This window comes from Brucella anthropi (assembly GCF_046630315.1).
Classification (GTDB): domain Bacteria; phylum Pseudomonadota; class Alphaproteobacteria; order Rhizobiales; family Rhizobiaceae; genus Brucella; species Brucella anthropi_A.
Window position 1 is genome coordinate 159893 of record NZ_LQBD01000013.1, and the last position, 25850, is coordinate 185742.

Genomic DNA, 25850 nt, shown 5'->3' on the forward strand with positions numbered 1-25850 from the left:
ATGGAAAAAGCGCAAGCGCCGGTCGCCGTGTTCGCGACGATCGGCGGGCTCTATATCGCCCAAAGCGTGATCGGCGGCATGACATGGACGGGCCTGCCGGCCATCATGCGGGACAATGGCGTATCGCTCGACCAGATCGGCCTCGTTTCGCTTATCATCCTGCCCTGGGCGCTCAAATTTCTCTGGGCGCCCGCCGTGGAACGTTTTCGCCTGCCCCCGGCTGGCAGAACCCGCACCGCCACCATCATTCTGGGCGGCGGCTCGCTATCCGTTCTCTGCCTCCTTGCCATCGGCTTCATCGATCCCGGCCAGGTCTATCTGCTGCTCGCCATTCTTGCAGTCGTGGCCTTTGCCACCGCGACCGTCGACATTGCCTGCGACGGCTATGCCGTCCAAAGCCTTTCGCCTGAAAATTATGGCTGGGGCAATGCGGCGCAGGTCGGCGGCGCCTATCTGGGCTCCGCCATCGGTGCCGGTGTCTTTCTGGTGCTCGTCGGCAAGTTCGGCTGGCAAGTCGCGGTCTGGACAATGGCTGCGGTTCTCGTTCTGCTGGGCTTGCCCTTCGCTTTCTTCGCGCGCGGGCAGGACACGACAGAAAATCGTCCGCACACCCCTTCCCTGCTTGCCGCATGGCGGCGAGCGGAAATCCGGCGCGGCCTTGCCGCCGCGGCAATCTATGTGATTGCGCAAAAAGCCGGTCTGGCCATGCTCGGCCCCTTTTTCATCGATGCAGGTCTGGACCTTGCCACCGTCGGCATTCTGAACGGAGCAGGCAGCATGTTCGTGGGCCTTGCTGCGGCATTGGCGGGCGGCGGGCTGGTTCGTGCTTTCGGCGTTCGCGGCATTCTGGTCGCAGCCCTGCTGCTTCAGGCTTTCTGCTTCCTGTTCCTTGCCCTCCATGCAACGGACAAACAGGCGGGCATGGCCCTCATTGCCGTCGCCGTGGCCAGTTCATCGGGTGTCGTTGCGCTCGGCTTCGTCGCGCTTTATGCCCAGTTCATGCATTGGTCGGACCCAAAACAGGCGGGCGTGGACTTCACTCTGTTCCAGTGCATGGACGCCCTCGTCAGCATGGCGGGAGGCGTCGCCTCCGGTTATCTGGCGCAATATTTCGGTTATGGCGCATTCTTCGGGGGTGTCGGCGCCATCGCGCTCTTTGCCGCGCCGTTGATGTGGACACTCTGCCGTCCGGGAATATCGCGATAGTTGCATAAAAATTCCGTCCACGCCTTAACGTATTTCTGACGAATAGTTGCTATCCAAAAAATGCAGTAATACGGGGGAAATCATGGCCTGGAAATTCATGTTTGCGAGCGCTGTTCTGGCCGTTGCACGAACGATGCCGAGAGCGTTCGTGGCTTCCAGGGGGCCGGCCGTGGTGTCCGGCAATGCCATGGAGATGGAACTCAAACCCGCGCCGATCAATCCCGAATGGGTGCTGGAAGGCAATCCTGTGGCGCGTTCCTGCGCGCAATCGGCAAGCCGGGATGGGGCCGCCCATACGGCGATCTGGGACTGCACGGCGGGCACCTTCCGCTGGTATTTCGGCTGGGATGAAACGGTCTATATTCTGGATGGCGAAGTACACGTGACTGACGCGGACGGCGGCACACGCACCTTGCGGGCTGGCGACGTGGTATATTTCCGTGGCGGCACCTGGGCAACGTGGAAAATCGACACCTATCTGCGCAAGGTGGCCTTCATGCGCCGCACCTTGCCGGCACCCGCCTCACTCCTCTATCGGGTAAGCGACGCGGCCAGGCGACGACTGGGACACCGCAAAAGAGGCGGCTTCTGATACGCGCAAATCACCGCTAAAAATTGCTTCTCAATGCTGGGGTGTGTGTTCACGCCGCTGCAGGCGCATAATACAAAATGCGGGGGGTGCCTCAAAACAATCTGGAGGACACCATGAAGACCTACCCGATATTGTTCATTCTTGGATTGGCGCTCATGAATGCCGCAACCGCTTATGCGGGTTCAACCACAGGGGCAGAGCGCGCATCCACGCTACCACCGGTCAGCCCTGCTGAAACGATCATCCATGTGGCAAATTCGGCGAAGCCGGAAACGTCCGTGAAAAGCGCTTGCGTATATCGGACCATGCAAGAATGCCTGAATGCTTGCAAAGGCAAACTGTGCAGGTGGTGTCCGCATAGCGGAAAATATGCGTGCATGAAGAAGAAATAACTTTTCACGGCAGCAGGTTATCTTGGACCGCATATGCAGACTTGCTGCCGATGTCCTGATGTGACGGCCAAACCGCGCCCGGCCAAAAATATCAATGAAATCAACAAGAATGGCGGAGGGGGTGGGATTCGAACCCACGGTACAGTCTCCTGCACGCCGGTTTTCAAGACCGGTGCCTTAAACCGCTCGGCCACCCCTCCGGGGCAATTACCTTGCCTTTCTCACGTAGCGAAAAGCAGTGAATCGCAAATTGCTGCCAATTTGTCTCCAATCGCTCGGCGAGGGACTTCTTAGCAGTTTTTCCGGTCGCGTCAACGTGCGCTGTTTCATTTGCCAGCATTCCGAATATCGCCGGACAGACCGATGACCCGGCCGCCCCCGTTTCGAAACAAGACCAGCCTCTCGATCCTCCCCTCAAGGCTTGCACGCCTTGTTGCCGATCGCGGCTTCGGTCTGATAGAACCGCAATCTCAAAATACCGTAATGAAACGACCGGGCTTGCCCTTTGGGGCTTTCCGGCTTAAACTTGAGTTAAATAATCAAAATAAAAAGAAGGGAAGCTATGAGTCTGGATTCCGTCAAAGCCTTTTTTGCAGCCAAGGCGCCCGAAATCGAAGTGATCGAGCTGCCGACCAGCACCGCCACCGTCGTTCTCGCCGCCGAAGCGCATGGCGTGGAACCCGGACAGATCGCCAAGACGCTTTCCTTTACGGCGAAAGACCAGACCATTCTCATCGTCACGCGCGGCGATGCGCGCATTGACAATCGCAAGTTCAAGGACCGTTTTGGAACCAAGCCCCGCATGCTCGATGCCGAGACCGTTCTCGCGGAGACCGGCCACCCTGTCGGCGGCGTTTGTCCCTTCGGACTGCCAAGCGCCCTGCCCGTTTATTGCGACGTCTCGCTGAAAAGTTTCGAGGAAGTCGTGCCAGCCGCCGGGGCGACAAACAGTGCCGTGCGGATTGCGCCGCACAAAATGGCTGAACTGGTCAGTGCAGAGTGGATCGACGTCTGCCAGTAAGCCGCAATGAATGACTTGCGGCGGATCCGGGAGGAATTCGCAGTCAAGTGATGCCGATGACAACTTTTCCCCTTTAAAGGTGAGAAAGGACTTCATATATTTTAAGAATGATTCTAAAGTGGGTTAAGAAGCAGAGGCCCGCTTTAGCGCATGATCCGACCGAGCCTTGAACCTTTCCGGATCGCGAATGCGACAAGACAAGAATTTGGAGCAGTTCCGGAAAAGGGATGGACCGTTTTCGGTTTGAAACTGCGAACTCAAGGATTGGAGCAGCCCCGGCATCGAGACATCCGGTTGCTCCGAGACGTGTTGAAAGGAACAGTGATGCGTCTTACCCGCCAGACGAATTATGCGGTTCGTATGCTCATGTACTGTGCAGCCAATGACGGCAAGCTCAGCCGTATTCCCGAAATTGCGCGAGCTTACGGCGTTTCAGAACTGTTTTTGTTCAAGATTCTCCAGCCGCTGGTCGAGCATGGGCTGGTTGAAACCGTGCGCGGTCGCAATGGCGGCGTGCGTCTTGGACGGGCGGCGAAGGACATTTCGCTCTTCGATGTCGTGCGCGTGACCGAAGAAAACTTCGCCATGGCGGAGTGCTTCGAAAACGATGCCACCGAATGCCCGCTGGTCGATAGCTGCGCGCTCAATTCCGCGCTGCGTGAGGCGCTCAATGCCTTCTTCGGCGTGCTGATGAAGTACAGCATCGCAGACCTCGTCAAGGCGCGCCCGAATGTGCGTCATCTGCTTGGTCTTGATGAAATGGAACAAGAGCGCGTGGCGAGCTGATTGCCCGCGCATGGCTTGAACCGAAAAGTCCGGCTTGATGCCGGGCTTTTTAGTTTGCGGCTGCGCGACAGACGGATTGCGGCAGCACGAAAGGCACTCCCTTTTCTGGCGGAACACCGACGCGCAGCGAACATTCATAGACACGTTCGAGGCGCTCGTCGGTCAATGCATCCCGCGGCGATCCCATCACGTCGAGCCTGCCCCTGCTCATGACCGCAATACGGTCGGCGAACATGGCGGTCAGGTTGAGATCGTGCAGGATCGCGATCACCCCGCCGCCCGCCGCCGCAAAATCCTTCGCGATCCGCATCACCACGATCTGGTGGCGGATATCCAGGCTTGAAATCGGCTCGTCCAGAAACAGATAGCGGGCCTTTCCGTCCACCATCGGCTTCCAGACCTGGCAGAGAACGCGGGCAAGCTGCACGCGCTGCTGTTCCCCGCCCGACAATTCCTGATAAAGCCGCCCGCCGAAGCCGGTGAGATCGACCTTCTGCAAGGCGATATCGGGCAGGCGTTTTTCTTCGTCGCGAGAAACGCCGCTATAGCCGCCGGTAAGCCCGATAGTGACGATCTCGCGAACCGTGAATGGAAACGACAAGGCGCTTGCCTGTGGCAGCACCGCCCGGCGCGCCGCCATCTGCCACGGTTTGAAATCCGCGAAGGACCGGCCATCGAGATAAGCCGCTCCTTCATAGGCGATATCGCCTGAAAGGGCGCGCAGCAGCGTGGTCTTGCCGGACCCGTTCGGCCCGACAATGGCTGTCACCTCGCCCGGTCTTGCCGAAAAGTCGATGTCGCGGATGATGGTCTTTCCCGACAGGCTGACACAAAGGGCTCTTGTTTCAATCATGCAAGCCTCACAGATCGAGCAGGCCGCGCTGGCGCAGCAATATCCAGAGGAAAAACGGCGCTCCGAAAAGCGCGGTGACGATGCCGATCGGCAATTCAGCCGGGGCGACGATCGTGCGGCTCACCGCATCCGCCAGAAGCAGAAGCGTGGCGCCCAGAAGGGCCGATGCCGGCAGGAGATAGCGGTGGTCCGGCCCGATGCTGAGGCGCAGCATATGCGGCACCACAATACCGACAAAGCCGATCCCGCCTGCAACGGCCACCGTTGCGCCGGTGGCGGCGGCGACGGTCACAATGGCAATGTTCTTGATGCGCTGCACCGGAACGCCGAGATGGCCGGCAGCCGCTTCCCCCAAAGCCAGTGCGTTGAGACCACGGGCAAGCAGTGGCGACAAGACGAGAATGACGGCAATGACCGGCCCGGCGGCGCCGATCTTGGTCCAGGTGGAACCGGCAAGCGAACCGAGACCCCAGAATGTCAGGTCGCGCAATTGCCGGTCATCGGCCAGATAGATCAGCCCGCCGGTCGCAGCACCCGCCAGCGCGCCAAGTGCGATACCCGCAAGCAGCATTGTTGCGACGGAAGTACGCCCGCGCCGTGTCGCCACCCGGTAAAGCAGCAAGGTGCTGGCAAGCCCGCCGAGAAAGGCGGCGAGCGGCAAGGCGTAAACGCCCAGGACTGCGATGACCGGCGCAAGCAGCGTCCCGCCAAGCACGATCATGGAAACTGCGCCGAGACCCGCACCGGCGGAAACGCCCACAAGTCCCGGATCGGCCAGCGGATTGCGGAAAAGCCCCTGCATCACGGCACCGGAAACGGCAAGCCCCGCACCGATCAACATGCCCATCACGATACGCGGCAGGCGGATCTCCATGATAATCAGATGGTCACGGCGAAATGCGTCCGCGCTCTCGACTGCAGCGGAGGAGGTCAGAGCGCGCAGAACCGAAAGCACGGACGCATCCGAAGCGCCAGCCGTGAGGCTGAACAGGGCCGCAGCGCATAAAGCGACCGCGAGGAACACAATGCTCAACCGCGCACGCGCCGCGCGGTCTCCCGCCATATGATCTGTATCGTTTTCTAAGTGGCACGCTGCAAGGCGCTGTTGGCGCGCCACGCGACCCTGGCTGGTCATTTTCAATAATCCTTGCAATCAGGCCTACGTGCTTCAAACCCGCAATCCTGACCTATTGCCCCGCAGGAGCGCCATAGAGTTTTGCCGAAAGTTCACGAATGGCAGCGCCGGTCCGCGGACCAAAACCAAGGAGATAAGCCCCGTCCATCGAAACGACATTCTTGTCGCGCCCCGCCGGGGTTGCGGCGATAAGCGGGTTCTTCAGCAGCGTTTCCGGCGTCATTGCGTCCGCCCCCATATCCATCATCAGGATCAGGTCGGGCGCGGCCTTCTCGACAGCCTCGTCGGTAAGCTGCTTATATCCTTGATATTCGGTGATGGCGTTCACACCGCCGGCGAGAACGATCATGCCATTGGCCGCCGTGCCCGTACCGGACGCCATCATGCGCCCGCCTGGGGCCGACAGAACGAAAAGCACACGTTTGCGCGGATTGTGGCCGGATGCGGCCTTTCCGGCTGCTTCGATATCGCGCGAGACATCGGCCGCAAGCGTCCTGGCCTTGTCTTCAAGGCCAAGCGCCTTGCCCACGATCTCGATTTTCCGGCCGACGCTTTCGCCGGTGAAAGTCTCCGGTACGACGACCATCGGCACAGACGCCTTTTTCAAGACATCGAGCGTATCCGGCGGGCCGCTGCCTTCGAGAAGCAGAATGCCGGACGGATTGACCGAGAGCACGCCTTCGGGGGCAAGCTGGCGCATATATCCGATATCGGGAAGCCTCTTCACCGCATCGGGATAGGTGCTGGTCTGGTCACGCGCCGCGAGCATCTCTTGCGCACCAAGCGCATAGACGATTTCCGTCAGCGAGCCGCCGACGGAAACGATGCGCGACGTGTCGGCAAAATGGTCAACCGTTTCGGCGCGCAAAGCACTGCCAGCCGACAGCAGAAATGCAAGGGCCATGAGCGTAGCGTCACGCCTGATGCGCGGGAAAGGGAACGACATCGCCGCCCCCCTATGCCGCAGACGATTGCGGCAGGCGCGGAAGATTTTCCGCGATCATGCGCCAATCGGCCAGTTCTGCCTCGCCTTCATGACGCTCACCGAAGAACTGGACAATCAGTTCGCCATTGGCGTCATAGGCTTCCAGCGATGTCACATGGCCGTCCTTGGTCGGCTTGCGCACAACCCAGACATCGGCAATGCGGTCGATGCGCAGATGCATATGGAATGTCGGGTCCAATACATTCAGCCAGGGCCCCATCATCTTGATCTCGTGGATCGGGCCCGTATGAATCTGGATGCAGCCGCGGCTGCCGACAAAGCACATGATCGGCAGCTTTTCCTGCACGGCATGGTTCATCATGGCCTCGACCGACGACGTATCGACACGCCATGCGAAATCATGCCCGGCAAGATGCACCGCCTGATGGCGATCCACGCCGAAATCCTTGAGCAGACCGACAAACTGATGCACATCGGTTAAAGCGCTCCAACGTTCGCGGAAGGCATCGATATCGAGAAGCGACACATCGGCCTTCGGTCCCCTTGGCGCAAGCGCACTGGTTTTTATGGCTTGCGACTGGTCGTCCAACAGCAGGTCGGCGACAAGCGCCTCATAGGCTTCAACATTGGAAGCCGGACGCAGATGAACCTTGAAGACCGCCTCGCCCGTGGCATCAAAGAATTGCAGGCTGCGGCGCGTTGCTTCGCCATCCTGCTTGGCCACCGCAAAACCATGGACCCAATGCTTGGGAAAAATGCGCAGATCGATCTCCTTGCCGAGCGCCAGTGAAGCATGCGGCCCCCAGATCGTCTTCTCGAATGGCCCGATCTTTTCATGGACCACGCTTTCATTGCGCGTCAGGGCCATGATCTCGCCGACAGCCCCAATGCGGTTCAGAAGCGTTTCGACATCGGCGCGGATACGCCGCGCCGACATTGCCGCCGTTGCATCCTGCCCGCAATGCGCCGCCACGAAATCGGCTTCCGATAGACCGAGGCTTTGCGCAAAATCACGTTCGCGCATTTTCGGATTATCTGCCCGTGCCTTGAGAATCTGCTCTGGGGAGGGTCTGGATTGGGTAGTCATATGCTGGTTGCCTACTTGTTCAGGATGAGCTTGCCTTGGCGGGTGATCTTGAGGCGATAGAGCGAGCCTCCGTGCTCTATGCCCACCTCCCGGCAACCGTCGAAGAGCTCGCGGCTGCCATAGGTTTTCAATTGCGGCTGAAGCGCGCTCTGGCCGAGGCGCGGTTTTATCTGAACCGGCGCGGTCCCGGCTGCATCGCGGCCGAGCTGGCTTTCAGGAATGCGATTTGCGGTTCGCTCGCAGACGGGGCCGCGGGGTAAGCGCACCTGCATGTCGATATGGATTCGCCTGTTCATTGTCTCGCCTCAACATCGGCTTTTGCCACGGGATATTCGCCAATTTGTTTTGTTGACAACATGAGTCATGTTTACTAATCACTGCATTACTGGAATAAACGAGTCAAGTTTAAATCTCGCTTTTCCGCGCAAGCCAGGGAGACGTTTTCTTTCCAGCCAGCACGCGGCCTTCTTCCGGAAGAAGCAGGCATAAACAATTGAAATTTTTGGTTTCTCGTCACCCCTTCGGGCTGGCGAGGCGCGTCTGGATCACAAGGGAAACATTGGAAATGCGGGCGACTGGTGGGGTTCACACACATTCATTTCTGGCAGGCACGGGGCTTGCTGTCATTCTAGTGGCGATGACGTCACAATCCTTTGCGCAGGAACAGAAAGCCTCTGAAGAGGCCTCTGGCGTCGCGCTGAAGACAATCACCATTCGCCGCGCAAATGACGCGCAGGCGCCGACCTCCGTTGCGGCGCCGGTCAACAGGATCGACCGTGAAGCGATCGATCGCTTTGGCGGTGCGAAACTGGACGATGTGCTGCGCGGCACCGCCGGCGTGTTCACCCTTCAGAGCGCGTCCAATCCGGGTGTCGCCGTCAATATTCGCGGCTTCGAGGGTTCAGGCCGCGTCAATATGATGATCGACGGTGTGCCCCAGAACTACCGCAACACAGCACATGATGCGCAGGGCTATGCTTATATCGACCCGAACCTGCTGTCCGAAATAGACGTGACGCGCGGCGCGGTCACGACCGAAGGCGGCACCGCCCTTGCAGGCAGCGTCAATTTCCGCACACTCGGCGTCGATGATGTCATTCTGGACGGCAAGGACAAGGGCGTTCTCGGCCGCGCTTCCTGGGGCAGTAATGGCACCGGATTCTCGGAAATGCTGGCGGGGGCTGCACGCGTCAATTCCATCGGGCTTGTCGCGGCCATCAGCCGCCACGATGCCGACGATTACAAGAACGGCGACGGCGTGACCGTGCAGAAGTCCGGCGAGGAACTGACGTCCGGCCTGTTCAAGGCCGAATTCGGCCTCGGTGAAGACCAGAAGCTGACGCTGGGCGGCGTGCTCTACAACAACCATTACGGCACATATGCTGAAGGTCGTCGCCCCGGAACCTATACGATCTACGATATGTTCCTGCAAAACCGCACCTTCTTCGCCCAGTATAATTACAGTCCGTCCGACAACAATCTCATCGACCTTGACGTCAACCTCTATCACAACAGCACGTTGCAGAACTGGGTGGGCGGCAATGGCAGCTATGTCGGGCGTCAGATTGCAACCGACACCACCGGCATGACCGCCTCGAACACGTCACGCTTCACCTTTGGCGATGTGGCGCTGGCGTGGAAGAACGGCTTTGAAATCAATCGCGATCATGCTGGCGGCAACATTACCGGTGTCAATCCGACCGACGCCACCTCCAACCGGGGAGCGGTTTTCTCGGAAGCAACCTGGAATTATCAAGCCTTGCAGGTCGTCACCGGCCTGCGCTACGATTATTTCAGGCTTGAAAGCAAAGACAGCGCGATTTCGAACAGCGATGGCGAATTCAGCCCCAAGGTCACTGTTGCCTATAATGTGACCGACTGGCTGCAGCCTTATATCACCTATGCGCATTCCATGCGCTCGCCGACCTTGCAGGAAACCTTCCTTGGCGGCGTGGCCCATGCCGGTATGGCCGGTTTCCACGGCAATCCGGACTTGCGCCCTGAAAAGCAGCGCGGCTGGGAATTCGGCGTCAATATCGCGCGCGACGGCATCCTTACCGCCGAAGACGGTCTGCGCATCAAGGCCAATTACTACATGATGCGTGTCGAGGACTATATCACGGCCTCCAGCACCAACAGCCAGTTCATCAATGTGGATGGCACATCCGATGTGAAAGGCTTCGAACTCGACGCCCGTTACGATGCGGGCTTCGCCTTCGGTGGCATCGCCTATACGCACTCCACCTCCAAACTGCCGCCGCAGACAGCGGGGCTTGGGGCAAACCAGTATCTGCCGGAAGATGTCGTAACGGTTACAGCCGGTGCACGCTTCTTCGAACGCAAGCTTGAGAGCGGTCTGCGGGTTCAGCATGTTTCGAGCGGCAGGAGCATCACCGGAAACAGCACCGATCCCTACACGCTGGTCGACGTCTTCGCGAAGTACAAATTCACCGACACGGTCGACCTTTCGCTGCAGGTGCTCAATATTGCCGATAAGCAGTATACTCCTGCTCTCAGCACCTATGGTTCCGGTCGCGGACGCACATTCCTCGTCTCGACGCAGTTCCAGTTCTGAAATTTCGGGAGGCGTTCTCGCCTCCCGCACAATCGTCACATCCGCGAGGGCCGGCCAACCTGACCGCGGTGGCCTTCTGATCCTGGGATGTGACGCGGCGGGTGCGGATCCTACCTCTGCACCCGCCGGAAATTGCATAACTGTATAAAGTAGCCAATCCCAAACCGGATGGAAAAGGATCAGCAATGTTCATAGCCATGAATCGCTTCAAGGTTCGCGTCGGCAGCGAGGCCGACTTCGAGACTGTCTGGAAAAACCGCGACTCGAAACTGTCCGAACTTCCCGGTTTCGAGAGCTTTCACCTTCTGCGCGGCGCAACCAATGAAGAAGAAGGCTACACGCTCTACGCCTCGCATACGGTGTGGCGCAATCGCGACGACTTCGTCGCCTGGACTAGGTCCGAGCAGTTCCGCGATGCGCATCGCAATGCCGGAGACAACAAGCCGCTCTATATGGGCCCGCCGCAGTTTGAAGGTTTCAGCGCCGTTCTCGGTTCCTGACCGACGAAGGACCGCCTATCCACAAGGTGCGTCAAAATAGCGCATAATGTCATGGCGGCATTCAAATGACGCCGCCATGACGGTCGTAAATTGCCGAATGTCGTTTAAAGATGGGCAGTTAACTCATATTTAGAACAATTCCAAACCATTGATTTTTAGAACGTTTCAAAAACATACAAATTGACAGGCGGGAGCTTCACCGGCCATAACCTGACTTAATTTGGTGGGTTTTAAAAGTCCCACGCAAGTACTGCCTTTGATGTTCGGGCCTTTAACCCTTGCAATTGGAGGAACCCTTGATCGGTTCAGTTCGGCCTTGCGCCAAAAATGAAATAAAGCTGCATGTTTTTTCAAGCAGCCGTACAGTTGAAGTACACAGTGAGCCGGTAAAGTCTCTCCACCCGATGCCATTCGCGTCTGATTGCTGCCTTTCCGACATGGGAGATATTTTCTCATGTTAGTATGCAGCTGCAACGTTATTACCGATAAAGATATTGAAGCGGTTGTGATCGAGCTTCTCGATCAGGATTGCTGGCAACTTATTGTACCCGGCACCGTCTATAATGCCATGTCCAAGCGCGGCCGTTGCTGTGGCTGCTTCCCAAACGTCGTGGAAACGATCATAAGGGTGACTGAAGAGTATCATCTTCGTCATAACCAAATGGACGAAAACGTGGTCCAGTTCATGGATCGTGTACGTTCTCTACGCGACAAATTCGGGAGTTCATGGAATGAAAGGCGAACCAAAGGTCATCGAGCGGCTTAACGAGGCACTTTTCCTCGAGCTTGGCTCTGTAAACCAGTACTGGCTTCACTACCGCCTCCTCAACGATTGGGGCTTCACGCGTCTTGCCAAGAAGGAACGTGAGGAATCCATCGAAGAAATGCAGCATGCCGACAAGCTGATTGACCGCATTATCTTCCTTGAGGGGCACCCGAACCTGCAGACCGTAGCGCCGCTGCGCATCGGCCAGAACGTCAAGGAAGTCCTCGAAGCCGATCTGGCCGGTGAATATGACGCACGCGCTTCCTACAAGAAGTCCCGCGAAATCTGCGACGAACTGGGCGACTATGTTTCCAAGCAGCTTTTTGACGAGCTTCTGGCCGATGAGGAAGGCCATATCGACTTCCTCGAAACCCAGCTCGACCTTCTCGCCAAGATTGGCGAAGAGCGTTACGGCCAGCTCAATGCGGCTCCGGCCGACCAGGCAGAATAAGTCAATTCCTGCCTTGCAATGCGAAGCCGGAGCCTTGCGCTCCGGCTTTTTTTGTCATCTCAACTTTACCGTTGCCCCCTTATCGTGATATTGCGCGCGCAATTTCCGATATATGCAAGGTTCTTCCAATGAGCGCACCGCGCGTCAGTTTCGTTTCTCTTGGCTGCCCGAAGGCGCTTGTCGATTCCGAACGCATCATCACCAGTCTTCGCTCCGAGGGCTATGAAATCTCCCGCAAGCATGACGGCGCGGACCTCGTGATCGTCAATACCTGCGGCTTTCTCGATTCCGCGCGTGACGAGTCGCTTGAGGCCATCGGCCTTGCGCTCAACGAAAACGGCAAGGTGATCGTCACCGGCTGTCTCGGCGCGGAACCGGACGTCATCCGCGAACGGCATCCCAATGTGCTCGCCATCACCGGCCCGCAGGCCTATGAAAGCGTGATGAACGCGGTGCATGAGGCCGCGCCGCCCGCCCACGATCCGTTTGTCGATCTGGTGCCGCCGCAGGGTGTGAAGCTGACCCCGCGCCATTATGCCTATCTGAAGATTTCCGAAGGCTGCTCGAACCGCTGCTCCTTCTGCATCATTCCGGCGCTGCGCGGCGATCTCGTCTCGCGCCCGATCGACCAGGTGCTGCGCGAAGCCGAAAAGCTGGTCAAGGCGGGCGTGAAGGAAATCCTCGTCATCTCGCAGGATACGAGCGCCTATGGCCTTGATATCAAATATCAGGAGGCCATGTGGCAGGACCGCACGGTTCGCACCAAATTCCTCGACCTGTCGCGTGAACTGGGCGAGATGGGCGTCTGGGTGCGCATGCACTATGTCTATCCCTACCCGCATGTCGATGAAGTCATTCCGCTGATGGCGGAAGGCAAGATCCTGCCTTATCTCGACATTCCCTTCCAGCACGCCTCGCCGGCGGTCCTGAAAAACATGCGCCGTCCCGCGCATCAGGAAAAGACTTCGCGCCGCATTCAGGCCTGGCGCGAAACCTGTCCGGATCTGGCCGTGCGCTCCACTTTCATCGTCGGCTATCCGGGTGAAACGGAAGAAGACTTCCAGATGCTTCTCGACTGGCTCGACGAAGCCAAGATCGAACGCGCGGGCTGCTTCAAATATGAGCCGGTCAAGGGCGCGAAGGCCAATGATCTCGGCCTTGAGCAGGTGCCGGAAGAGGTGAAGGAAGCCCGCTGGCATCGTTTCATGGCCAAGCAGCAGCAGATTTCGACCAATCTTCTCAAGAAGAAGGTCGGCAAGCGCCTGCCGGTCATCATCGATGAAGCAAACGGCACCATTGGCAAGGGCCGCACGCGCTACGACGCGCCGGAAATCGATGGCAGCGTGCACATCCAGTCGCGCCGCCCGCTGCGTGTCGGCGACATCGTGACGGTGAAAATCGAGGCAAGCGACGCCTACGATCTGCATGGCATCGCGGTCTGATGGCAGCGCAAGCTGCCATAACGATCAGACAAGCCGTCTCAGCCGATGTGGCGGCAATTGTCGCCATGCTGGCCGATGACGCTCTCGGCGCAAGGCGCGAAGATGCGAGCCACCCCTTGAGGGATGAATATCGCAGCGCCTTCGCGGCAATCAATGCCGATCCCAATCAGCTTCTTGCCGTCGTTGAACAGGATGGCGGGATTATCGGCTGCATGCAGATAAGCTTCATACCCGGCCTGTCGCGGATGGGCATGTGGCGCGGGCAGATCGAAAGCGTGCGCATTGCAAGCCATGTTCGCGGCGGCGGCATTGGCCGCCAGATGATCGAATGGGCGATTGAAAAATGCCGTGACCGCGGCTGCGGTCTGGTGCAGCTCACCACCGACAAATCACGCACCGATGCGCTGCGTTTCTATCGCTCGCTCGGCTTCACCGACAGCCATGAGGGACTTAAGCTATCGCTTTAACAGACAGCTTCAATCCCCGGCAATAAAACAGGAAGGGCGCTTTGGGCGCCCTTCTCTTTTGCCGATTTTACTGCGGCAGCTTGTCGTCCACGCCAGCGACGTAGAAGTTGAGGCCGAGCAGCGTCTTGTCGTCTGCCTGTTCGCCATCCTTCAGCCAGACAGAGCCGTCCTGCTTCTTGATCGGGCCGGTGAAAGGCTTCAGCTCGCCCGACTTGATCTTGGCTTCGGTTTCTTCAGCCAGCTTCTTCACATCGTCCGGCATGTTGGTAAAGGGCGCCATCTTCACGAGGCCTTCCTTCATGCCCCACCAGATGTTCTGGCTCTTCCACGTGCCATCGAGGACAGCCTTGGCGCGGTCGATATAATACGGACCCCATTCGTCCACGACAGCGGTAAGCTGGGTATCGGGCGCGAACTTGATCATGTCCGAAGCCTGGCCGAAGGCCTTGATGCCGCGATCATGCGCCACCTGAATGGCGGCGGTGGAATCGGTGTGCTGCGTGATGATGTCGACGCCCTGGTCGATCAGGGCCTTCGCGGCATCGGCTTCCTTGCCCGGATCGAACCAGGAATTGGCCCAGATCACCTTGACCTTGAAATCCGGATTGACCGACTGCGCACCGAGCATGAACGCATTGATGCCCTGCACGACTTCCGGCACCGGCACGGAAGCGATGTAACCAGCCACGCCCTTCTTCGACATCTTGGCGGCGATCACGCCCTGCACATAACGGCCTTCATAAAAGCGCGCATTATAGGCGGACATGTTGTCGGCGGTCTTGTAGCCGGTCGCATGTTCGAACTTCACGTCCGGGAATTTCTTGGCGACCTTGAGCGTCGGGTCCATATAGCCGAACGACGTCGTGAAGATCAGCTTGTTGCCGGCGCGCGCCAGACGCTCGATGGAGCGTTCGGCATCGGCACCTTCCGGCACGTTTTCCAGAAAGGTGGTTTCGATCTTGTCGCCAAGTGCTTCGACCAGCTCCTTGCGGGCCTGATCGTGCTGGTAGGTCCAGCCGAAATCGCCCGGAGGTCCGATGTAAATAAAGCCGATCTTGAGTTTTTCTTCTGCATGCGCCGCGCCGCCGAGCATAAAGCTGGCGGCGGTGGCAATCGCCATAAGCGTCTTTTTCATGATCCCTGCACTCCTTGTTTTACCCACTAACCAAAACGAAAACCCTTGGGATGGTTTGCGTTTACGCTTAAGCCCTTTGTTCTATCGATCCGGAACGAAGGGCTTGCCGAGCGAAGCCGGCGTATTCATCATCGTCAGGCGTTTGTTGCGCGAGATGATGACCAGCACCACAATCGTCGCAAGATAGGGCAGCGCTGACAAAAACTGTGACGGCAGACCGAAGCCCAGCGCCTGCGCATGAAGCTGGCCGATCGTCACCGCGCCAAACAGATAAGCGCCGATCAGCACGCGCCATGGCCGCCATGAGGCGAAAACGACAAGCGCCAGCGCGATCCAGCCGCGGCCAGCCGTCATGTTTTCCACCCATTGCGGCACATAGACGAGCGAAAGCTGCGCGCCCGCAAGTCCGGCACAGGCTCCGCCGAACAGCACGGCCAGATAGCGCGTGCGCACCACATGCACGCCAAGCGCATGGGCCGAGCCATGGCTGTCGCCGATGGCGCGCAGGGTCAGGCCCGCGCGCGTGCGGAACAGGAACCACGCCACGCCGATGACCAGCAGAATGGACATGTAGAAAATGGGGTCCTGGCCGAACAGGAAGCGCCCGACAAGCGGCAGGTCCGTCAGATAGGGAATATGGATCGGGTTCAGCCGCACGCCCGGAAGCCCGACAAAACTTTCGCCAAGCAGGGCCGATGCGCCGACACCCAGAATGGTGAGCGCAAGGCCGGTCGCCACCTGATTGGTGACAAGCGTGAGCGTGAGAAAGCCGAAGATCGCCGCAAACAGCATGCCGACCAGCACGGCTGCAATCAGGCCCAGCCAGGCCGAGCCGGTCATCTGCGCAATGGCGAAACCGGACACCGCCCCCATCAGCATCATGCCCTCGACGCCGAGATTGAGAACGCCGGAGCGTTCCACCACCAGTTCGCCAATGGCCGCGATCAGAAGCGGTGTCGCCGCCGTTGCAATCGTGAGAAGAATAGCCTGTGTCAAATCCATGAGATCAGGCCTTTCCCGCTCGGGCTGCGGATATGAAGCGAATGCGATAGAGAATGAGCGTATCGCAGGCAAGCACGAAGAACAGGATCATGCCCTGAAACACGCGCGCGGATTTTTCCGAGATGCCGATGGAAACCTGTGCCGCTTCGCCGCCAAGATAGGAAAGCGCCAGCACCAGACCGGCTGCAATCGCCCCCAATGGGTTGAGACGTCCCAGAAACGCCACGATGATTGCCGTGAAACCATAGCCCGGAGAAATGACCGGGCGAAGCTGGCCGATGGCGCCGGAGGTTTCCGCAATGCCCGCAAGCCCTGCCAGCGCGCCGGAGAGGGCGAAAACAAAGAACACCATCCTGCCCGCGCTGAAACCGGCAAAGCGCCCTGCGCGCGGGCTCTGGCCGATCACCTTGATCTCGAACCCCTTGAGCGTGTGTTTCAGCAGGAACCAGACCGCAACCGCCGCAACGAGCGCAAAGATGAAGCCCCAATGGGCGCGGCCCGATGCGCTCCAGATTTCCGGCAGAATGGCGCTATCGTTGAACTGGCGCGTTTCCGGGAAATTATAGCCTTCCGGGTTGCGCCACGGCCCGCGCACCAGCCAGTCGAGAAAGAGCTGCGCGACATAGACCAGCATGAGGCTGGTGAGGATTTCATTCGTGTTGAAGCGCACTTTCAAAAGGGCCGGAATGGAAGCATAAGCCGCGCCGCCCGCCATTCCCATCAGCATCATCGCAGGCAGAACCACCCAGGATTCCAGATCGGGAAACATCACCGGCAGGATTGAACCGGCAATGGCGCCCATGATGAACTGGCCTTCAGCGCCGATATTCCAGTTGTTGGACAGAAAACACACGCAAAGGCCGACCGCGATCAGGATAAGCGGAGCGGCCTTCACCAGAAGCTCATGCCATGACCAGATATCGAAAAGCGGCTCGACGAAGAAGACATAGAGCGCATGCAGCGGTTCCTTGCCCATCAGGGCAAAGGCAACAGCGCCGAAAACCAGCGTCAGCGACAGCGCAAGCAATGGCGACAGGGCGCTGAAAAGTTTCGATGGCTGCGGGCGTTTGACGAGTTCGATCCGCATCATGCAGCCTCTCCGGAAATACCGCCCATGAGAAGTCCGATCTTCTCCAGAGTGACCTCCGCGATCGGCATCGGTTCGGAAAGCCGGCCATGGTTCATGACTGCGATGCGGTCGCTGATTTCAAGAAGCTCATCGAGATCCTGACTGATGACGAGAACGGCGGAGCCGGACCGCGCAAGATCGACGAGCGCCTGGCGGATATGCGCCGCTGCCCCCGCATCGACGCCCCATGTCGGCTGGTTGACGACCATGACCGATGGCGAACGGTCAAGCTCGCGCCCGATGATGAATTTCTGCAAATTTCCGCCCGAAAGTGCCGATGCGGGCGGATTGTCCGCACTCTTGCGCACATCCATCCGTTCAATGATGCGTTTTGCAGTCGAGCGAAGCGCGCTTTCAGCGATCAATTTCAGCCTGCCGCCGCGCAGAAACATTTTCGCATCCGTCCTGTAACGGGACAGAAACAGATTGTCGGTGAGCGACATTGTCGGAACAGCGCCATGACCAAGCCGCTCCTCCGGCACGAAGGCCGCACCCATCATGCGCCTTTCGCTGATGCCGGCCTTGCCCGCATCCTTCCCGCGAATACGCACAGTCGAAGGGGCCGACTGCAACACTTCACCGGACACAGCCTCGAAGAACTCGCCCTGCCCGTTGCCCGCCACACCGGCGATGCCGACAACCTCGCCCGCGGCGACCGACAGCGAAATATTCTTCAGCGCGGCTGAAAAAGGGCCACGCGGCGGTTGCGACAGGGATCCGATTTCCAGAAGCATGTCATTGCCGGCATTGACGGCCGCAATGGGGCTGCGGGCCACGACGTCGATATCGTTGCCGACCATCATGCGGGCAAGCGACGCAGCCGTCTCCTTGCGCGGGTCGCAATGCGCCACCACCTTGCCATGTCGCAGCACGGTTGCGCGGTCACAAAGCCGTTTCACCTCTTCCAGACGATGGCTGATATAAAGGATCGACTTGCCTTCGGCCTTCAGGCGCTCCAGCGTTTCAAACAGCTTGTCGGCTTCCTGTGGCGTCAGCACCGATGTCGGCTCATCGAGAATGATGAGATCGGGTTCTTGCAGAAGGCAGCGCACGATCTCGATGCGCTGGCGCTCGCCAACCGACAGATCGCCGACATGGGCCTGCGGATCGACCGGCAGGCCGTAGGTCTTGCCGACATCCCGCGCCCGCCTGGCGACTTCGGCCAATGGCAGCGAACGATCAAGCGAGAGAGCGATGTTTTCCGCGGCAGTCAGGGAATCGAACAACGAAAAATGCTGGAAAACCATGCCGATGCCAAGTTTTCTTGCAATGGCGGGTTCGTCTATCGTGACCGGCTGGCCTTTCCAGAGAATTTCGCCTTCAAGGGGCTGGAGCGCACCGAACAGCATTTTCACGAAAGTGGATTTTCCGGCGCCATTTTCTCCCAGAAGCGCGTGAATCTCACCCTCCCCGATGGTGAGATCGACACCATCGCAGGCCCGAAGCTGACCGAATAGTTTCGTGAGCCGGCGGACATCCAGAAGGGGCCGGTCGGTTGAAGGCGCTGTCATTGTTCCCCGTTTGTATTTTCGAGCGACCTTATCCAGCAAGTCTGCTCTTGAAAAGCCCAAAAGCAAGCAGCGGTAGACATATGCACACCGCTGCAATCATATGCTGCTCATGGCAGCAGAATGGTGGTTCCCGTCGTCTTGCGGGCTTCCAGATCCTCATGCGCCTTGCGCGCATCCTTGAGCGCGTAGGTCTGGTTGATTTCGATCCTGACCGCGCCGCTTCCCACCACATCGAAAAGCTCCGCTGCCGACTTTTCGAGATCGGCGCGCCTGGCGATATAATTGAACAGTGTCGGACGCGTCGCGAAGAGCGAGCCTTTCTGCGCCAGAATGCCGAGGTCGAATGGCGGAATGACGCCCGACGACTGGCCGAAGCAGGCAAACATGCCAAGCGGCTTCAAGACGTCGAGCGAGCCCATATAGGTATCGCGCCCCACGGAATCATAAACGACATCGACACCGGCCCCGTCAGTCAGTTCCCTCACCTTCTCGGCGAAGTTTTCGGTGCGATAGTTGATGACGTGATCGTAGCCGTGCTTTCTGGCCAATGCGATCTTTTCTTCCGATCCTGCCGTGCCGATGACGGTAGCGCCAAGATGTTTCGCCCATTGCCCGGCAATCAGCCCCACACCACCGGCGGCAGCGTGAAACAGGATCGTCTGGCCCGGCTCGACCCTGAAGGTGCGGCGCAGAAGATATTGCGCCGTCATGCCCTTCAGCATCATGGAAGCAGCGGTCTTCAGGTCCACATTATCGGGAACCTTGACCAGCCGTTCGGCCGGCAGAATGCGCTCATCCGCATAGGAGCCGGGCGTTGCAACATAGGCAACGCGATCACCGACGCGAACATCGTCAACCCCTGGACCAACGGCGATGACCGTACCGGCACCTTCATTGCCGGGCGTGAACGGCATCTGGGCCGCCTTGTAGAGCCCGGTACGGAAATAGACGTCGATGAAGTTGAGCCCGACGGCTTCGTGGCGCACCTTCGCCTCGCCCGGACCGGGTTCGCCGATTTCGACCTGTTCATACTGCATGACGTCCGGTCCACCGGTGTGATGAACGCGAATGGCATTGATCATGGTGCGTCTCCACTCTTCTGCTTCTTTTCGACAAGCTTGCGGGCCTTGGCAAGAGCTGCTTCCTGCCCCAGGCTCGGGAAAAGCTGCATGATCGCCCCGATGAAATAGATGTAAAGCCCCGTCACGGAAATGCCGATGCGGACCCACAAAGGCGCATCCAAAGTATAATAGAGCGCCGCCGCGCCAAAGGCGCACCAAAGGAGGAAAACCGTGAGATTGAGCGGGCGCAGGCGCACGACCCGCACCGGATGCAGAAAATTGATCGGCAGGAAGGACAGGATCGCCGAAACCACAACCGTTGCGAAAGCCACCCATTCGCCCGGCCTGACGATGAAGAGCGTAAAGACGACCATGTTCCAGACGACCGGGAAGCCCTTGAAGAAATTCTCCTTCGTCTTCATGCCTGTATCGGCATAATAGATCGCGCTCGACACCACGATGATGGCGCCGGAGATGAAAGACAGGTTCGTCCCCATGAAACCGCTTTGATAGAGCGCGAAAGCCGGTATCAGCACATAGGTGACATAGTCGATGATATTGTCGAGAAGCTCGCCCGACCAGTTCGGCAGGACATATTTGACCTCGAGCTTGCGGGCGATCGGGCCATCGATGCCATCGACGAAAAGCGCCAGCCCCAACCACCACCACATCGCCGTATAGCGCCCGTCACTGGCCGCCACGATGGAAAGGAAAGCCAGAAACGAACCCGATGCCGTCAGAAGATGAACCGAAAACGCCTTGGCCTGCGGCGCGGTGACTTTCTTGGCTTTGAGTTTTCCGGTCAGTCTGGTTTTCACGCCGTCCGCCATTTCAGTTTGTCGCCGCGCATGTCCCGCCCGGTATAACCCCGAGGCGGCGAGCATATTTCATCTATCGGGGAACGCATACACCAAACAGACTGCCGCTCCCCGCTCTCGGGACCACCAAGAACTTGTCCAGTCCGGGAAAAGCCGTGATCCTGCAGCAGCTTTCCCTGAAACAGCACAAAAGAGCAAGTAAGGCATGAGGCAAATCCGCCATAATCCCACGGAAGAATGGCCTTTTGGCTGCAATTCGGTTTAAGTGCGGCTCAAACGCATCCGGTTGGAATCATCCGACGATGCGTTACAAGTTGCGAAAGGCCATGATGCCCTCAAAGCCGGGCGAAGGATGAAACACGATGACCGATCTTGTTGTGAACAAGCCTCTCACCGACATTGTCATCAGCGGCGGCGGGCCGGCCGGAATGATGGCCGCGCTTGCGCTTGGCGCGAAGGGCTATCGGACCATATTGCTGGGACCGGAGACCGACAAGGGCGACCGTCGCACCACAGCGCTTATGATGCCGGCCATCAGGCTGCTGGATGGGCTGGGTGTCTGGTCGGATATCGAGCCGGAAGCGGCAGCCCTTGCTTCCATGCGCATTATCGACGCGACGCGACGCCTCGTGCGAAGCCCTGCCGTGACTTTCCGCGCGGGCGAAATCGATGAAGCGGCCTTTGGCTACAATATCCCCAATGCCGTTTTGAACGCGAAACTGGCCGACGCGGTTGCACGCCACCCCAATATTGAACGCCTCAATGCGTCCGTCATCGAATATCGCCACAATGGCGATCATGCAACGATCACCCTTGCCGGTGGCGACACGCTGCATACGCGGCTTGTCGTAGCAGCGGACGGACGCAACTCCATGGCCCGCGAGGCGGCGGGCATCCGCACGCGCCGCTGGAGCTATCCGCAGACGGCCGTGGTTCTGTCGTTTTCGCATGAGATCGACCATGAGAACATTTCGACGGAATTCCATACAGAGGAAGGCCCGTTTACGCAGGTGCCGTTGAAAGGCAAGCGCTCAAGCCTTGTCTGGGTGGTCAATCCCGGTCGCGCCGAAGCGCTGCTCGCGCTGGACGAAACCGCGCTCGCGCAGCGCATCGAGGATATGATGCAGTCCATGCTGGGCAAGATCACGCTCGACATCAAGCCGCAAGCCTGGCCTCTCTCGGGCCTTGTGCCCCATGTCTTTGCAGCCAAACGCACCATCCTGATCGGTGAAGCCGCACATGTATTTCCGCCGATTGGCGCGCAGGGCCTCAATCTGGGTTCGCGCGACGTCGAAACGCTGGTCAAGGCCATCGAGAGCGACCCGGTCGATCCGGGAGCCGATCGGGTGATGCGCGCCTATGATCGTGCAAGGCGGCCCGACATTCTGGCCCGGACCGGATCGGTCGATGCGCTCAACCGTTCGCTGCTTTCCGGCATGCTTCCGGCCCAGATCATGCGTGGCCTGGGGCTGGAAATGCTGCGCTCATTCGCGCCGTTGCGCGCTTTCTTCATGCGGGAAGGACTTCGCCCCGGCAGCGGTTTCTCGCATTTGCTTCCGAAATGGCCGAGCCTTCCGGACCGGCGCAATGGAAAACGGTCCAGCTAAAGCCGATCACGGCTTATCCCACTGACAGAATTGCCTGTTTGCGCCGACTTTAATTTATCCGGCGGTGAACTACATAATGTTGCATGAGCATGACACAGATAAAACACGCGAAATTTCAGATCGGTCAGGTCGTCAGGCATCGGTTGTTCCCCTTCCGCGGTGTCATTTTCGACGTCGACCCGGAATTTGCGAACACGGAAGAATGGTATCAGTCCATTCCCGAAGAAGCGCGCCCGCATCGCGACCAGCCTTTTTATCATCTGCTCGCTGAAAACGCGGAATCCGAATATGTTGCCTATGTGTCGGAGCAGAATTTGGTGCCGGATTCCAGCGGCGAACCGCTGCGCCATCCGCAGATCGAAGAGATGTTCGACCGGCTGGACAATGGCTCTTATCGCGTAAAGTCCCAGCATTCGAACTGAGATAGAGCTTTTTCCTAAGAAAATAGCTTAAAATAAAAGGGGCGCACGAAGCGCCCCTTTTCTATAACTCTCTGACGGACACCAGCTTAGTTGGCAGCGCCCTTTGCCTTGTCCTGTTCAGCCTTCATCTTGGCTTCGAAATCCTTCTGGCGCTTCTGGACGGCGTCCTGAAGTTCCTTCTGGCGCTCTTCCAGTTCCGACTGCTTGAGCGCCGGGCCGGTGAGCGCGCCGGAGAAGCCGGTGAGCGCAACCGGAATCGGATTCGGCTTGTTCTGATAGTTGACCGACGTCAGGGTCAGCTTGCTGCCCTTCTTGAGCGCATTGATGAGATCGTCGGTCAGCGGAGCTTCGGCAATGCAGCGATCCGGGAAGCAGATGCCATATTCAAGCTTGACCGGCTTGTTGTTGTCGATCTGGAGGCCGACACCGGCGGGAATCAGACGACCGATAGGAACAGTTACCTGAAAGATCTTGCGGTTGATCTTGCCCTTGATCTCGATGAGATTAACGGCGGTCAGAAGCTGGCCGGAATCCGCGGTGACGATGTTCTGCGTGTTGCAGATATCATTGTCTTCCTGCTTCGAGCAGACCTTGAACCAGCCCTGCGGCGGCTGCTGCGCGGATGCAGGCATCGTCGCGGAGGCAAGCAGGGCGAACGCGCCAGCGATGGCAGATGCGGCAGCGATTGTCTTCGTGCTGGACATGATCAACAGGTTCCTTTCAACGCTCTGATCTATAGTTCCCGTTCTGTATTTAAGTCAGCGATAGACCGTCACTGGTTTGAAAATGCGGCAACAGCGTGACCTTGGGGATTTTAGCCCCTTCCGGACCCAATCCGGAGCCGTGTTACAACGACTGGGGGCGTGAATCCAGATGGGTTTCGACATTCCATGCCCGGAATCCGCCAAAATTTTTATTTTAGCTCTTACTGTCACGCGCCGGACACGCCCTAATTACGCACATAATGTAGGTTCATGCTAGTTTTCGCTTCCGAATCGCGGCTTTCCGGCAGCGCGTATCAAACTTATTTACAACGGACGACTGAAGTTGAACGGATTGATTGCCTTTCTCCGCAAAGCGGTTCTTGCAAGCCTGGCCGGAGCTGTCGTCGTTACGATGCCGGTGCAGGCGGTGGCCGAAGCACAGCTCGACTATGCGCTCTCCATGCATGGAGACGTGGCGCTTCCGGCTGACTTTACCCATTTTCCCTATGCCAATGCCGATGCACCGAAGGGCGGCGCCCTCAAAATGGGCGTGGTCGGCACCTTCGACAGCCTCAACCCCTTTGTGCTCAAAAGCATGCGCACGACCGCGCGGGGCCTCTTCGGCGATGGAGAGCTTGGCAATCTGGTCTTTGAAACGCTCATGCAGCGCTCGCGGGACGAACCCTTTACCCTTTACAGCCTTCTGGCCGAAAAAATATCCATCGACCCTGATCGCAAATGGGTCGAGTTCACGCTCAACCCGAAGGCAAAATGGTCGGACGGCCAGCCGGTGACGGTGGACGACGTGCTCTTTACCTATGACATCCTGACGAAAAAGGGCCGCCCACCCTACAACAGCCGGATGAGTCGCGTTGAAAAGATCGAGAAGACGGGCGAGCGTTCCGTGCGGTTCACCTTCAACGACAAGTCGGACCGTGAATTTCCGATGCTGATCGCCGCTTCGATGCCGGTGCTGCCAAAGCACGCAATCGATCCTGCAACGTTCGGCAACTCATCCCTGCAACCGCCTGTCGGCAGCGGCCCCTATCTCGTTTCCAGCGTGCAGCCCGGCCAGCGTATCATCTTCAAGCGCAATCCCGATTATTGGGGCAAGGACCTGCCAGTGCAGCGCGGTCTCAACAACTTCGATACGTTGACGGTTGAATATTACCGAAACGAGACGGCGCTGTTCGAGTCGTTCAAGAAGGGCCTTCTCGACATTTTCATTGAGGACAATCCGACACGCTGGGAAAATCTCTACGATTTTCCGGCAGTGAAGCAAGGTCGGGTCATCAAGGACAGTTTTGAAAAGGGCACGCCGGCCAACATGCTGGGCTTCGTGTTCAACACGCGCCGTCCGATCTTTGCCGACCGCCGCGTCCGGCAGGCCCTTGGACTGCTGTTCGACTTCGAATGGGCCAACCGCAATCTTTTCGCCGGTCAGTTTCGCCGCACGGAGGGGTACTGGGAAGGATCGGAACTGTCCTCCGTCGGCAAGCCCGCCAATGCGCGTGAAAGGGAATTGCTGGCCCCTTTCCCGAACGCGGTGCGCGACGATGTCATGAATGGAACCTGGCATCCGCCCGTAACGGACGGCAGCGGCCATGACCGCACGCCCGCAAAAGAAGCCTATGATCTTTTGACCGACGCCGGTTTCCAGTTTGAACATGGCCTCGCCGTCGATCCGTCGGGCAAGCCTTTGGCCTTTGAGATCATGACGCGATCGCCCGACGAGGAGAAAGTCGCGCTGGCCTATAAGCGCAATCTGGCGCGACTGGGCATCACGGTTGCAATACGCACGGTTGACGACGCCCAGTATCAGCAGCGCCTCCAGACATTTGATTACGACATGATTCTGGGCGCCCTCACCGCGTCGCTTTCGCCCGGCAACGAGCAATGGATGCGCTGGGGATCGGCATCGCGCGATGTTCAGGGCAGCTTCAACTATCCCGGCGTTGCCGATCCGGCGGTCGATGCGATGATTGAAGCGCTGCTTGCCGCCACGAGCCGCGCCGATTTCGTGAGCGCGGTCCGCGCGCTCGATCGTGTGCTGATCTCGGGCGACTACTATATTCCGCTATACCACCTGCCCTATCAGTGGGTGGCGCGCTGGGATCGTATCCAGCATCCGCAGAAAACCCCGCTCTATGGCTATCAGCTGCCGACATGGTGGTACGCAAAACCGTGACCGGGCTTTAACGCGCCCTACATGCACCCGATATAAGATGCGTATTCAACCGGA

Annotated in this window: 26 protein-coding genes and 1 tRNA gene; 14 read left to right on the forward strand and 13 right to left on the reverse strand. The window is 58.6% G+C overall.

The genetic code is table 11. The features are described from left to right. From AVM02_RS09215 to AVM02_RS09225, 3 genes are all read left to right on the forward strand, one after another. Entirely contained in the window at positions 1–1206 is a 1206-nt protein-coding gene (locus AVM02_RS09215; RefSeq protein WP_411506669.1) for an MFS transporter, read from the forward strand. Positions 1207–1288: 82 nt separating this feature from the next. After that, positions 1289–1798, forward strand: coding sequence for a cupin domain-containing protein (locus AVM02_RS09220; RefSeq protein WP_411506670.1), 510 nt, complete (start codon positions 1289–1291; stop codon positions 1796–1798). 113 nt (positions 1799–1911) lie between these two features. Then, positions 1912–2190: a hypothetical protein gene (locus tag AVM02_RS09225; RefSeq protein ID WP_411506671.1), complete on the forward strand. Its 279-nt coding sequence runs from the start codon at positions 1912–1914 to the stop codon at positions 2188–2190. A 110-nt stretch (positions 2191–2300) separates the two neighbouring features. Here AVM02_RS09225 and AVM02_RS09230 read toward each other — a convergent pair. After that, positions 2301–2390, reverse strand: a tRNA-Ser gene (locus AVM02_RS09230). Between the two features lie 362 nt (positions 2391–2752). Between AVM02_RS09230 and AVM02_RS09235 the strand changes: the two genes are divergently transcribed. After that, a complete protein-coding gene (locus tag AVM02_RS09235; protein WP_411506672.1) occupies positions 2753–3211 on the forward strand; it encodes a YbaK/EbsC family protein in 459 nt (152 codons plus the stop codon). A gap of 324 nt (positions 3212–3535) precedes the next feature. Further along, positions 3536–3997: an iron-responsive transcriptional regulator RirA gene (gene rirA / locus AVM02_RS09240; protein WP_411506673.1), complete on the forward strand. Its 462-nt coding sequence runs from the start codon at positions 3536–3538 to the stop codon at positions 3995–3997. 49 nt (positions 3998–4046) lie between these two features. Here the strand turns inward: rirA and AVM02_RS09245 are convergent, their stop codons facing one another. Genes AVM02_RS09245 through hemP form a run of 5 tightly spaced genes read right to left on the reverse strand, consistent with a single transcriptional unit; the run spans position 4047 to position 8188 of the window. Beyond that, a complete protein-coding gene (locus AVM02_RS09245; RefSeq protein WP_411506674.1) occupies positions 4047–4850 on the reverse strand; it encodes a heme ABC transporter ATP-binding protein in 804 nt (267 codons plus the stop codon). A 7-nt stretch (positions 4851–4857) separates the two neighbouring features. Beyond that, positions 4858–5985: a FecCD family ABC transporter permease gene (locus AVM02_RS09250; protein WP_411506675.1), complete on the reverse strand. Its 1128-nt coding sequence runs from the start codon at positions 5983–5985 to the stop codon at positions 4858–4860. 52 nt (positions 5986–6037) lie between these two features. After that, on the reverse strand, positions 6038–6931 hold the full coding sequence (locus AVM02_RS09255) for a hemin ABC transporter substrate-binding protein (protein WP_411506676.1): 894 nt from the start codon (positions 6929–6931) through the stop codon (positions 6038–6040). A 10-nt stretch (positions 6932–6941) separates the two neighbouring features. Then, a complete protein-coding gene (locus AVM02_RS09260) occupies positions 6942–8018 on the reverse strand; it encodes a hemin-degrading factor (protein ID WP_411506677.1) in 1077 nt (358 codons plus the stop codon). 11 nt (positions 8019–8029) lie between these two features. Beyond that, positions 8030–8188, reverse strand: a complete 159-nt coding sequence (hemP, locus tag AVM02_RS09265; RefSeq protein WP_411506776.1) for a hemin uptake protein HemP — start codon at positions 8186–8188, stop codon at positions 8030–8032. Between the two features lie 395 nt (positions 8189–8583). Between hemP and AVM02_RS09270 the strand changes: the two genes are divergently transcribed. From AVM02_RS09270 to AVM02_RS09295, 6 genes are all read left to right on the forward strand, one after another. Continuing rightward, the gene (locus AVM02_RS09270) at positions 8584–10593 is read left to right on the forward strand and encodes a TonB-dependent receptor domain-containing protein (RefSeq protein WP_411506678.1); all 2010 of its coding nucleotides are present in this window, start codon (positions 8584–8586) and stop codon (positions 10591–10593) included. 185 nt (positions 10594–10778) lie between these two features. Further along, the gene (locus AVM02_RS09275; protein ID WP_411506679.1) at positions 10779–11093 is read left to right on the forward strand and encodes an antibiotic biosynthesis monooxygenase family protein; all 315 of its coding nucleotides are present in this window, start codon (positions 10779–10781) and stop codon (positions 11091–11093) included. A 454-nt stretch (positions 11094–11547) separates the two neighbouring features. Continuing rightward, positions 11548–11859 (forward strand): bacterioferritin-associated ferredoxin, encoded by a 312-nt coding sequence (locus tag AVM02_RS09280; protein WP_104756854.1) that lies wholly within the window; start codon positions 11548–11550, stop codon positions 11857–11859. Next, positions 11825–12310 carry a bacterioferritin gene (bfr, locus tag AVM02_RS09285; protein ID WP_411506680.1) on the forward strand — a complete coding sequence of 162 codons (486 nt, stop codon included), beginning with the start codon at positions 11825–11827 and terminating at the stop codon, positions 12308–12310. Before AVM02_RS09280 ends, bfr begins: the two co-directional genes overlap by 35 nt. Before the next feature lie 128 nt (positions 12311–12438). Beyond that, positions 12439–13752 carry a 30S ribosomal protein S12 methylthiotransferase RimO gene (gene rimO, locus AVM02_RS09290; protein WP_411506681.1) on the forward strand — a complete coding sequence of 438 codons (1314 nt, stop codon included), beginning with the start codon at positions 12439–12441 and terminating at the stop codon, positions 13750–13752. Continuing rightward, entirely contained in the window at positions 13752–14219 is a 468-nt protein-coding gene (locus AVM02_RS09295; protein WP_411506682.1) for an N-acetyltransferase family protein, read from the forward strand. Before rimO ends, AVM02_RS09295 begins: the two co-directional genes overlap by 1 nt. Before the next feature lie 67 nt (positions 14220–14286). On the opposite strand, the gene AVM02_RS09300 is transcribed toward AVM02_RS09295, so the two are convergent. From AVM02_RS09300 to pcsA, 6 genes are all read right to left on the reverse strand, one after another. Further along, entirely contained in the window at positions 14287–15354 is a 1068-nt protein-coding gene (locus AVM02_RS09300) for a BMP family ABC transporter substrate-binding protein (RefSeq protein ID WP_411506683.1), read from the reverse strand. An 81-nt stretch (positions 15355–15435) separates the two neighbouring features. After that, positions 15436–16356 (reverse strand): ABC transporter permease, encoded by a 921-nt coding sequence (locus AVM02_RS09305; protein ID WP_411506684.1) that lies wholly within the window; start codon positions 16354–16356, stop codon positions 15436–15438. Between the two features lie 4 nt (positions 16357–16360). Next, positions 16361–17443: an ABC transporter permease gene (locus AVM02_RS09310; RefSeq protein WP_411506777.1), complete on the reverse strand. Its 1083-nt coding sequence runs from the start codon at positions 17441–17443 to the stop codon at positions 16361–16363. Further along, positions 17443–18996 (reverse strand): ABC transporter ATP-binding protein, encoded by a 1554-nt coding sequence (locus tag AVM02_RS09315; protein ID WP_411506685.1) that lies wholly within the window; start codon positions 18994–18996, stop codon positions 17443–17445. The genes AVM02_RS09310 and AVM02_RS09315 overlap by 1 nt, the downstream gene beginning before the upstream one ends. A 107-nt stretch (positions 18997–19103) precedes the next feature. Further along, on the reverse strand, positions 19104–20078 hold the full coding sequence (locus AVM02_RS09320) for a quinone oxidoreductase family protein (RefSeq protein ID WP_411506686.1): 975 nt from the start codon (positions 20076–20078) through the stop codon (positions 19104–19106). Beyond that, the gene (pcsA, locus tag AVM02_RS09325) at positions 20075–20887 is read right to left on the reverse strand and encodes a phosphatidylcholine synthase (RefSeq protein WP_411506687.1); all 813 of its coding nucleotides are present in this window, start codon (positions 20885–20887) and stop codon (positions 20075–20077) included. Before pcsA ends, AVM02_RS09320 begins: the two co-directional genes overlap by 4 nt. 350 nt (positions 20888–21237) lie before the next feature. On the opposite strand from pcsA, the gene AVM02_RS09330 reads away from it, so the two are divergent. Further along, the gene (locus tag AVM02_RS09330; protein WP_411506688.1) at positions 21238–22482 is read left to right on the forward strand and encodes a UbiH/UbiF family hydroxylase; all 1245 of its coding nucleotides are present in this window, start codon (positions 21238–21240) and stop codon (positions 22480–22482) included. An 83-nt stretch (positions 22483–22565) separates the two neighbouring features. After that, positions 22566–22904, forward strand: coding sequence for a heat shock protein HspQ (gene hspQ, locus AVM02_RS09335; protein ID WP_411506689.1), 339 nt, complete (start codon positions 22566–22568; stop codon positions 22902–22904). A gap of 86 nt (positions 22905–22990) precedes the next feature. Here hspQ and AVM02_RS09340 read toward each other — a convergent pair whose 3' ends face one another. Next, positions 22991–23608, reverse strand: coding sequence for an invasion associated locus B family protein (locus AVM02_RS09340; protein WP_411506690.1), 618 nt, complete (start codon positions 23606–23608; stop codon positions 22991–22993). A gap of 412 nt (positions 23609–24020) precedes the next feature. Between AVM02_RS09340 and AVM02_RS09345 the strand changes: the two genes are divergently transcribed. Continuing rightward, positions 24021–25796 (forward strand): extracellular solute-binding protein, encoded by a 1776-nt coding sequence (locus AVM02_RS09345; RefSeq protein ID WP_411506778.1) that lies wholly within the window; start codon positions 24021–24023, stop codon positions 25794–25796. Positions 25797–25850: the final 54 nt, after the last annotated feature.

Excerpts from the sequence above, each read along its gene's own strand:
- AVM02_RS09215 (WP_411506669.1), top strand. The coding sequence starts at position 1 with ATGGAAAAAGCGCAAGCGCCGGTCGCCGTGTTCGCGACGATCGGCGGG.
- AVM02_RS09220 (WP_411506670.1), top strand. The coding sequence starts at position 1,289 with ATGGCCTGGAAATTCATGTTTGCGAGCGCTGTTCTGGCCGTTGCACGA.
- AVM02_RS09225 (WP_411506671.1), top strand. The coding sequence starts at position 1,912 with ATGAAGACCTACCCGATATTGTTCATTCTTGGATTGGCGCTCATGAAT.
- AVM02_RS09235 (WP_411506672.1), top strand. The coding sequence starts at position 2,753 with ATGAGTCTGGATTCCGTCAAAGCCTTTTTTGCAGCCAAGGCGCCCGAA.
- rirA (WP_411506673.1), top strand. The coding sequence starts at position 3,536 with ATGCGTCTTACCCGCCAGACGAATTATGCGGTTCGTATGCTCATGTAC.
- AVM02_RS09245 (WP_411506674.1), bottom strand. The coding sequence starts at position 4,850 with ATGATTGAAACAAGAGCCCTTTGTGTCAGCCTGTCGGGAAAGACCATC.
- AVM02_RS09250 (WP_411506675.1), bottom strand. The coding sequence starts at position 5,985 with ATGACCAGCCAGGGTCGCGTGGCGCGCCAACAGCGCCTTGCAGCGTGC.
- AVM02_RS09255 (WP_411506676.1), bottom strand. The coding sequence starts at position 6,931 with ATGTCGTTCCCTTTCCCGCGCATCAGGCGTGACGCTACGCTCATGGCC.
- AVM02_RS09260 (WP_411506677.1), bottom strand. The coding sequence starts at position 8,018 with ATGACTACCCAATCCAGACCCTCCCCAGAGCAGATTCTCAAGGCACGG.
- AVM02_RS09270 (WP_411506678.1), top strand. The coding sequence starts at position 8,584 with ATGCGGGCGACTGGTGGGGTTCACACACATTCATTTCTGGCAGGCACG.
- AVM02_RS09275 (WP_411506679.1), top strand. The coding sequence starts at position 10,779 with ATGTTCATAGCCATGAATCGCTTCAAGGTTCGCGTCGGCAGCGAGGCC.
- AVM02_RS09280 (WP_104756854.1), top strand. The coding sequence starts at position 11,548 with ATGTTAGTATGCAGCTGCAACGTTATTACCGATAAAGATATTGAAGCG.
- bfr (WP_411506680.1), top strand. The coding sequence starts at position 11,825 with ATGAAAGGCGAACCAAAGGTCATCGAGCGGCTTAACGAGGCACTTTTC.
- rimO (WP_411506681.1), top strand. The coding sequence starts at position 12,439 with ATGAGCGCACCGCGCGTCAGTTTCGTTTCTCTTGGCTGCCCGAAGGCG.
- AVM02_RS09295 (WP_411506682.1), top strand. The coding sequence starts at position 13,752 with ATGGCAGCGCAAGCTGCCATAACGATCAGACAAGCCGTCTCAGCCGAT.
- AVM02_RS09300 (WP_411506683.1), bottom strand. The coding sequence starts at position 15,354 with ATGAAAAAGACGCTTATGGCGATTGCCACCGCCGCCAGCTTTATGCTC.
- AVM02_RS09305 (WP_411506684.1), bottom strand. The coding sequence starts at position 16,356 with ATGGATTTGACACAGGCTATTCTTCTCACGATTGCAACGGCGGCGACA.
- AVM02_RS09310 (WP_411506777.1), bottom strand. The coding sequence starts at position 17,443 with ATGCGGATCGAACTCGTCAAACGCCCGCAGCCATCGAAACTTTTCAGC.
- AVM02_RS09315 (WP_411506685.1), bottom strand. The coding sequence starts at position 18,996 with ATGACAGCGCCTTCAACCGACCGGCCCCTTCTGGATGTCCGCCGGCTC.
- AVM02_RS09320 (WP_411506686.1), bottom strand. The coding sequence starts at position 20,078 with ATGATCAATGCCATTCGCGTTCATCACACCGGTGGACCGGACGTCATG.
- pcsA (WP_411506687.1), bottom strand. The coding sequence starts at position 20,887 with ATGGCGGACGGCGTGAAAACCAGACTGACCGGAAAACTCAAAGCCAAG.
- AVM02_RS09330 (WP_411506688.1), top strand. The coding sequence starts at position 21,238 with ATGACCGATCTTGTTGTGAACAAGCCTCTCACCGACATTGTCATCAGC.
- hspQ (WP_411506689.1), top strand. The coding sequence starts at position 22,566 with ATGAGCATGACACAGATAAAACACGCGAAATTTCAGATCGGTCAGGTC.
- AVM02_RS09340 (WP_411506690.1), bottom strand. The coding sequence starts at position 23,608 with ATGTCCAGCACGAAGACAATCGCTGCCGCATCTGCCATCGCTGGCGCG.
- AVM02_RS09345 (WP_411506778.1), top strand. The coding sequence starts at position 24,021 with ATGCCGGTGCAGGCGGTGGCCGAAGCACAGCTCGACTATGCGCTCTCC.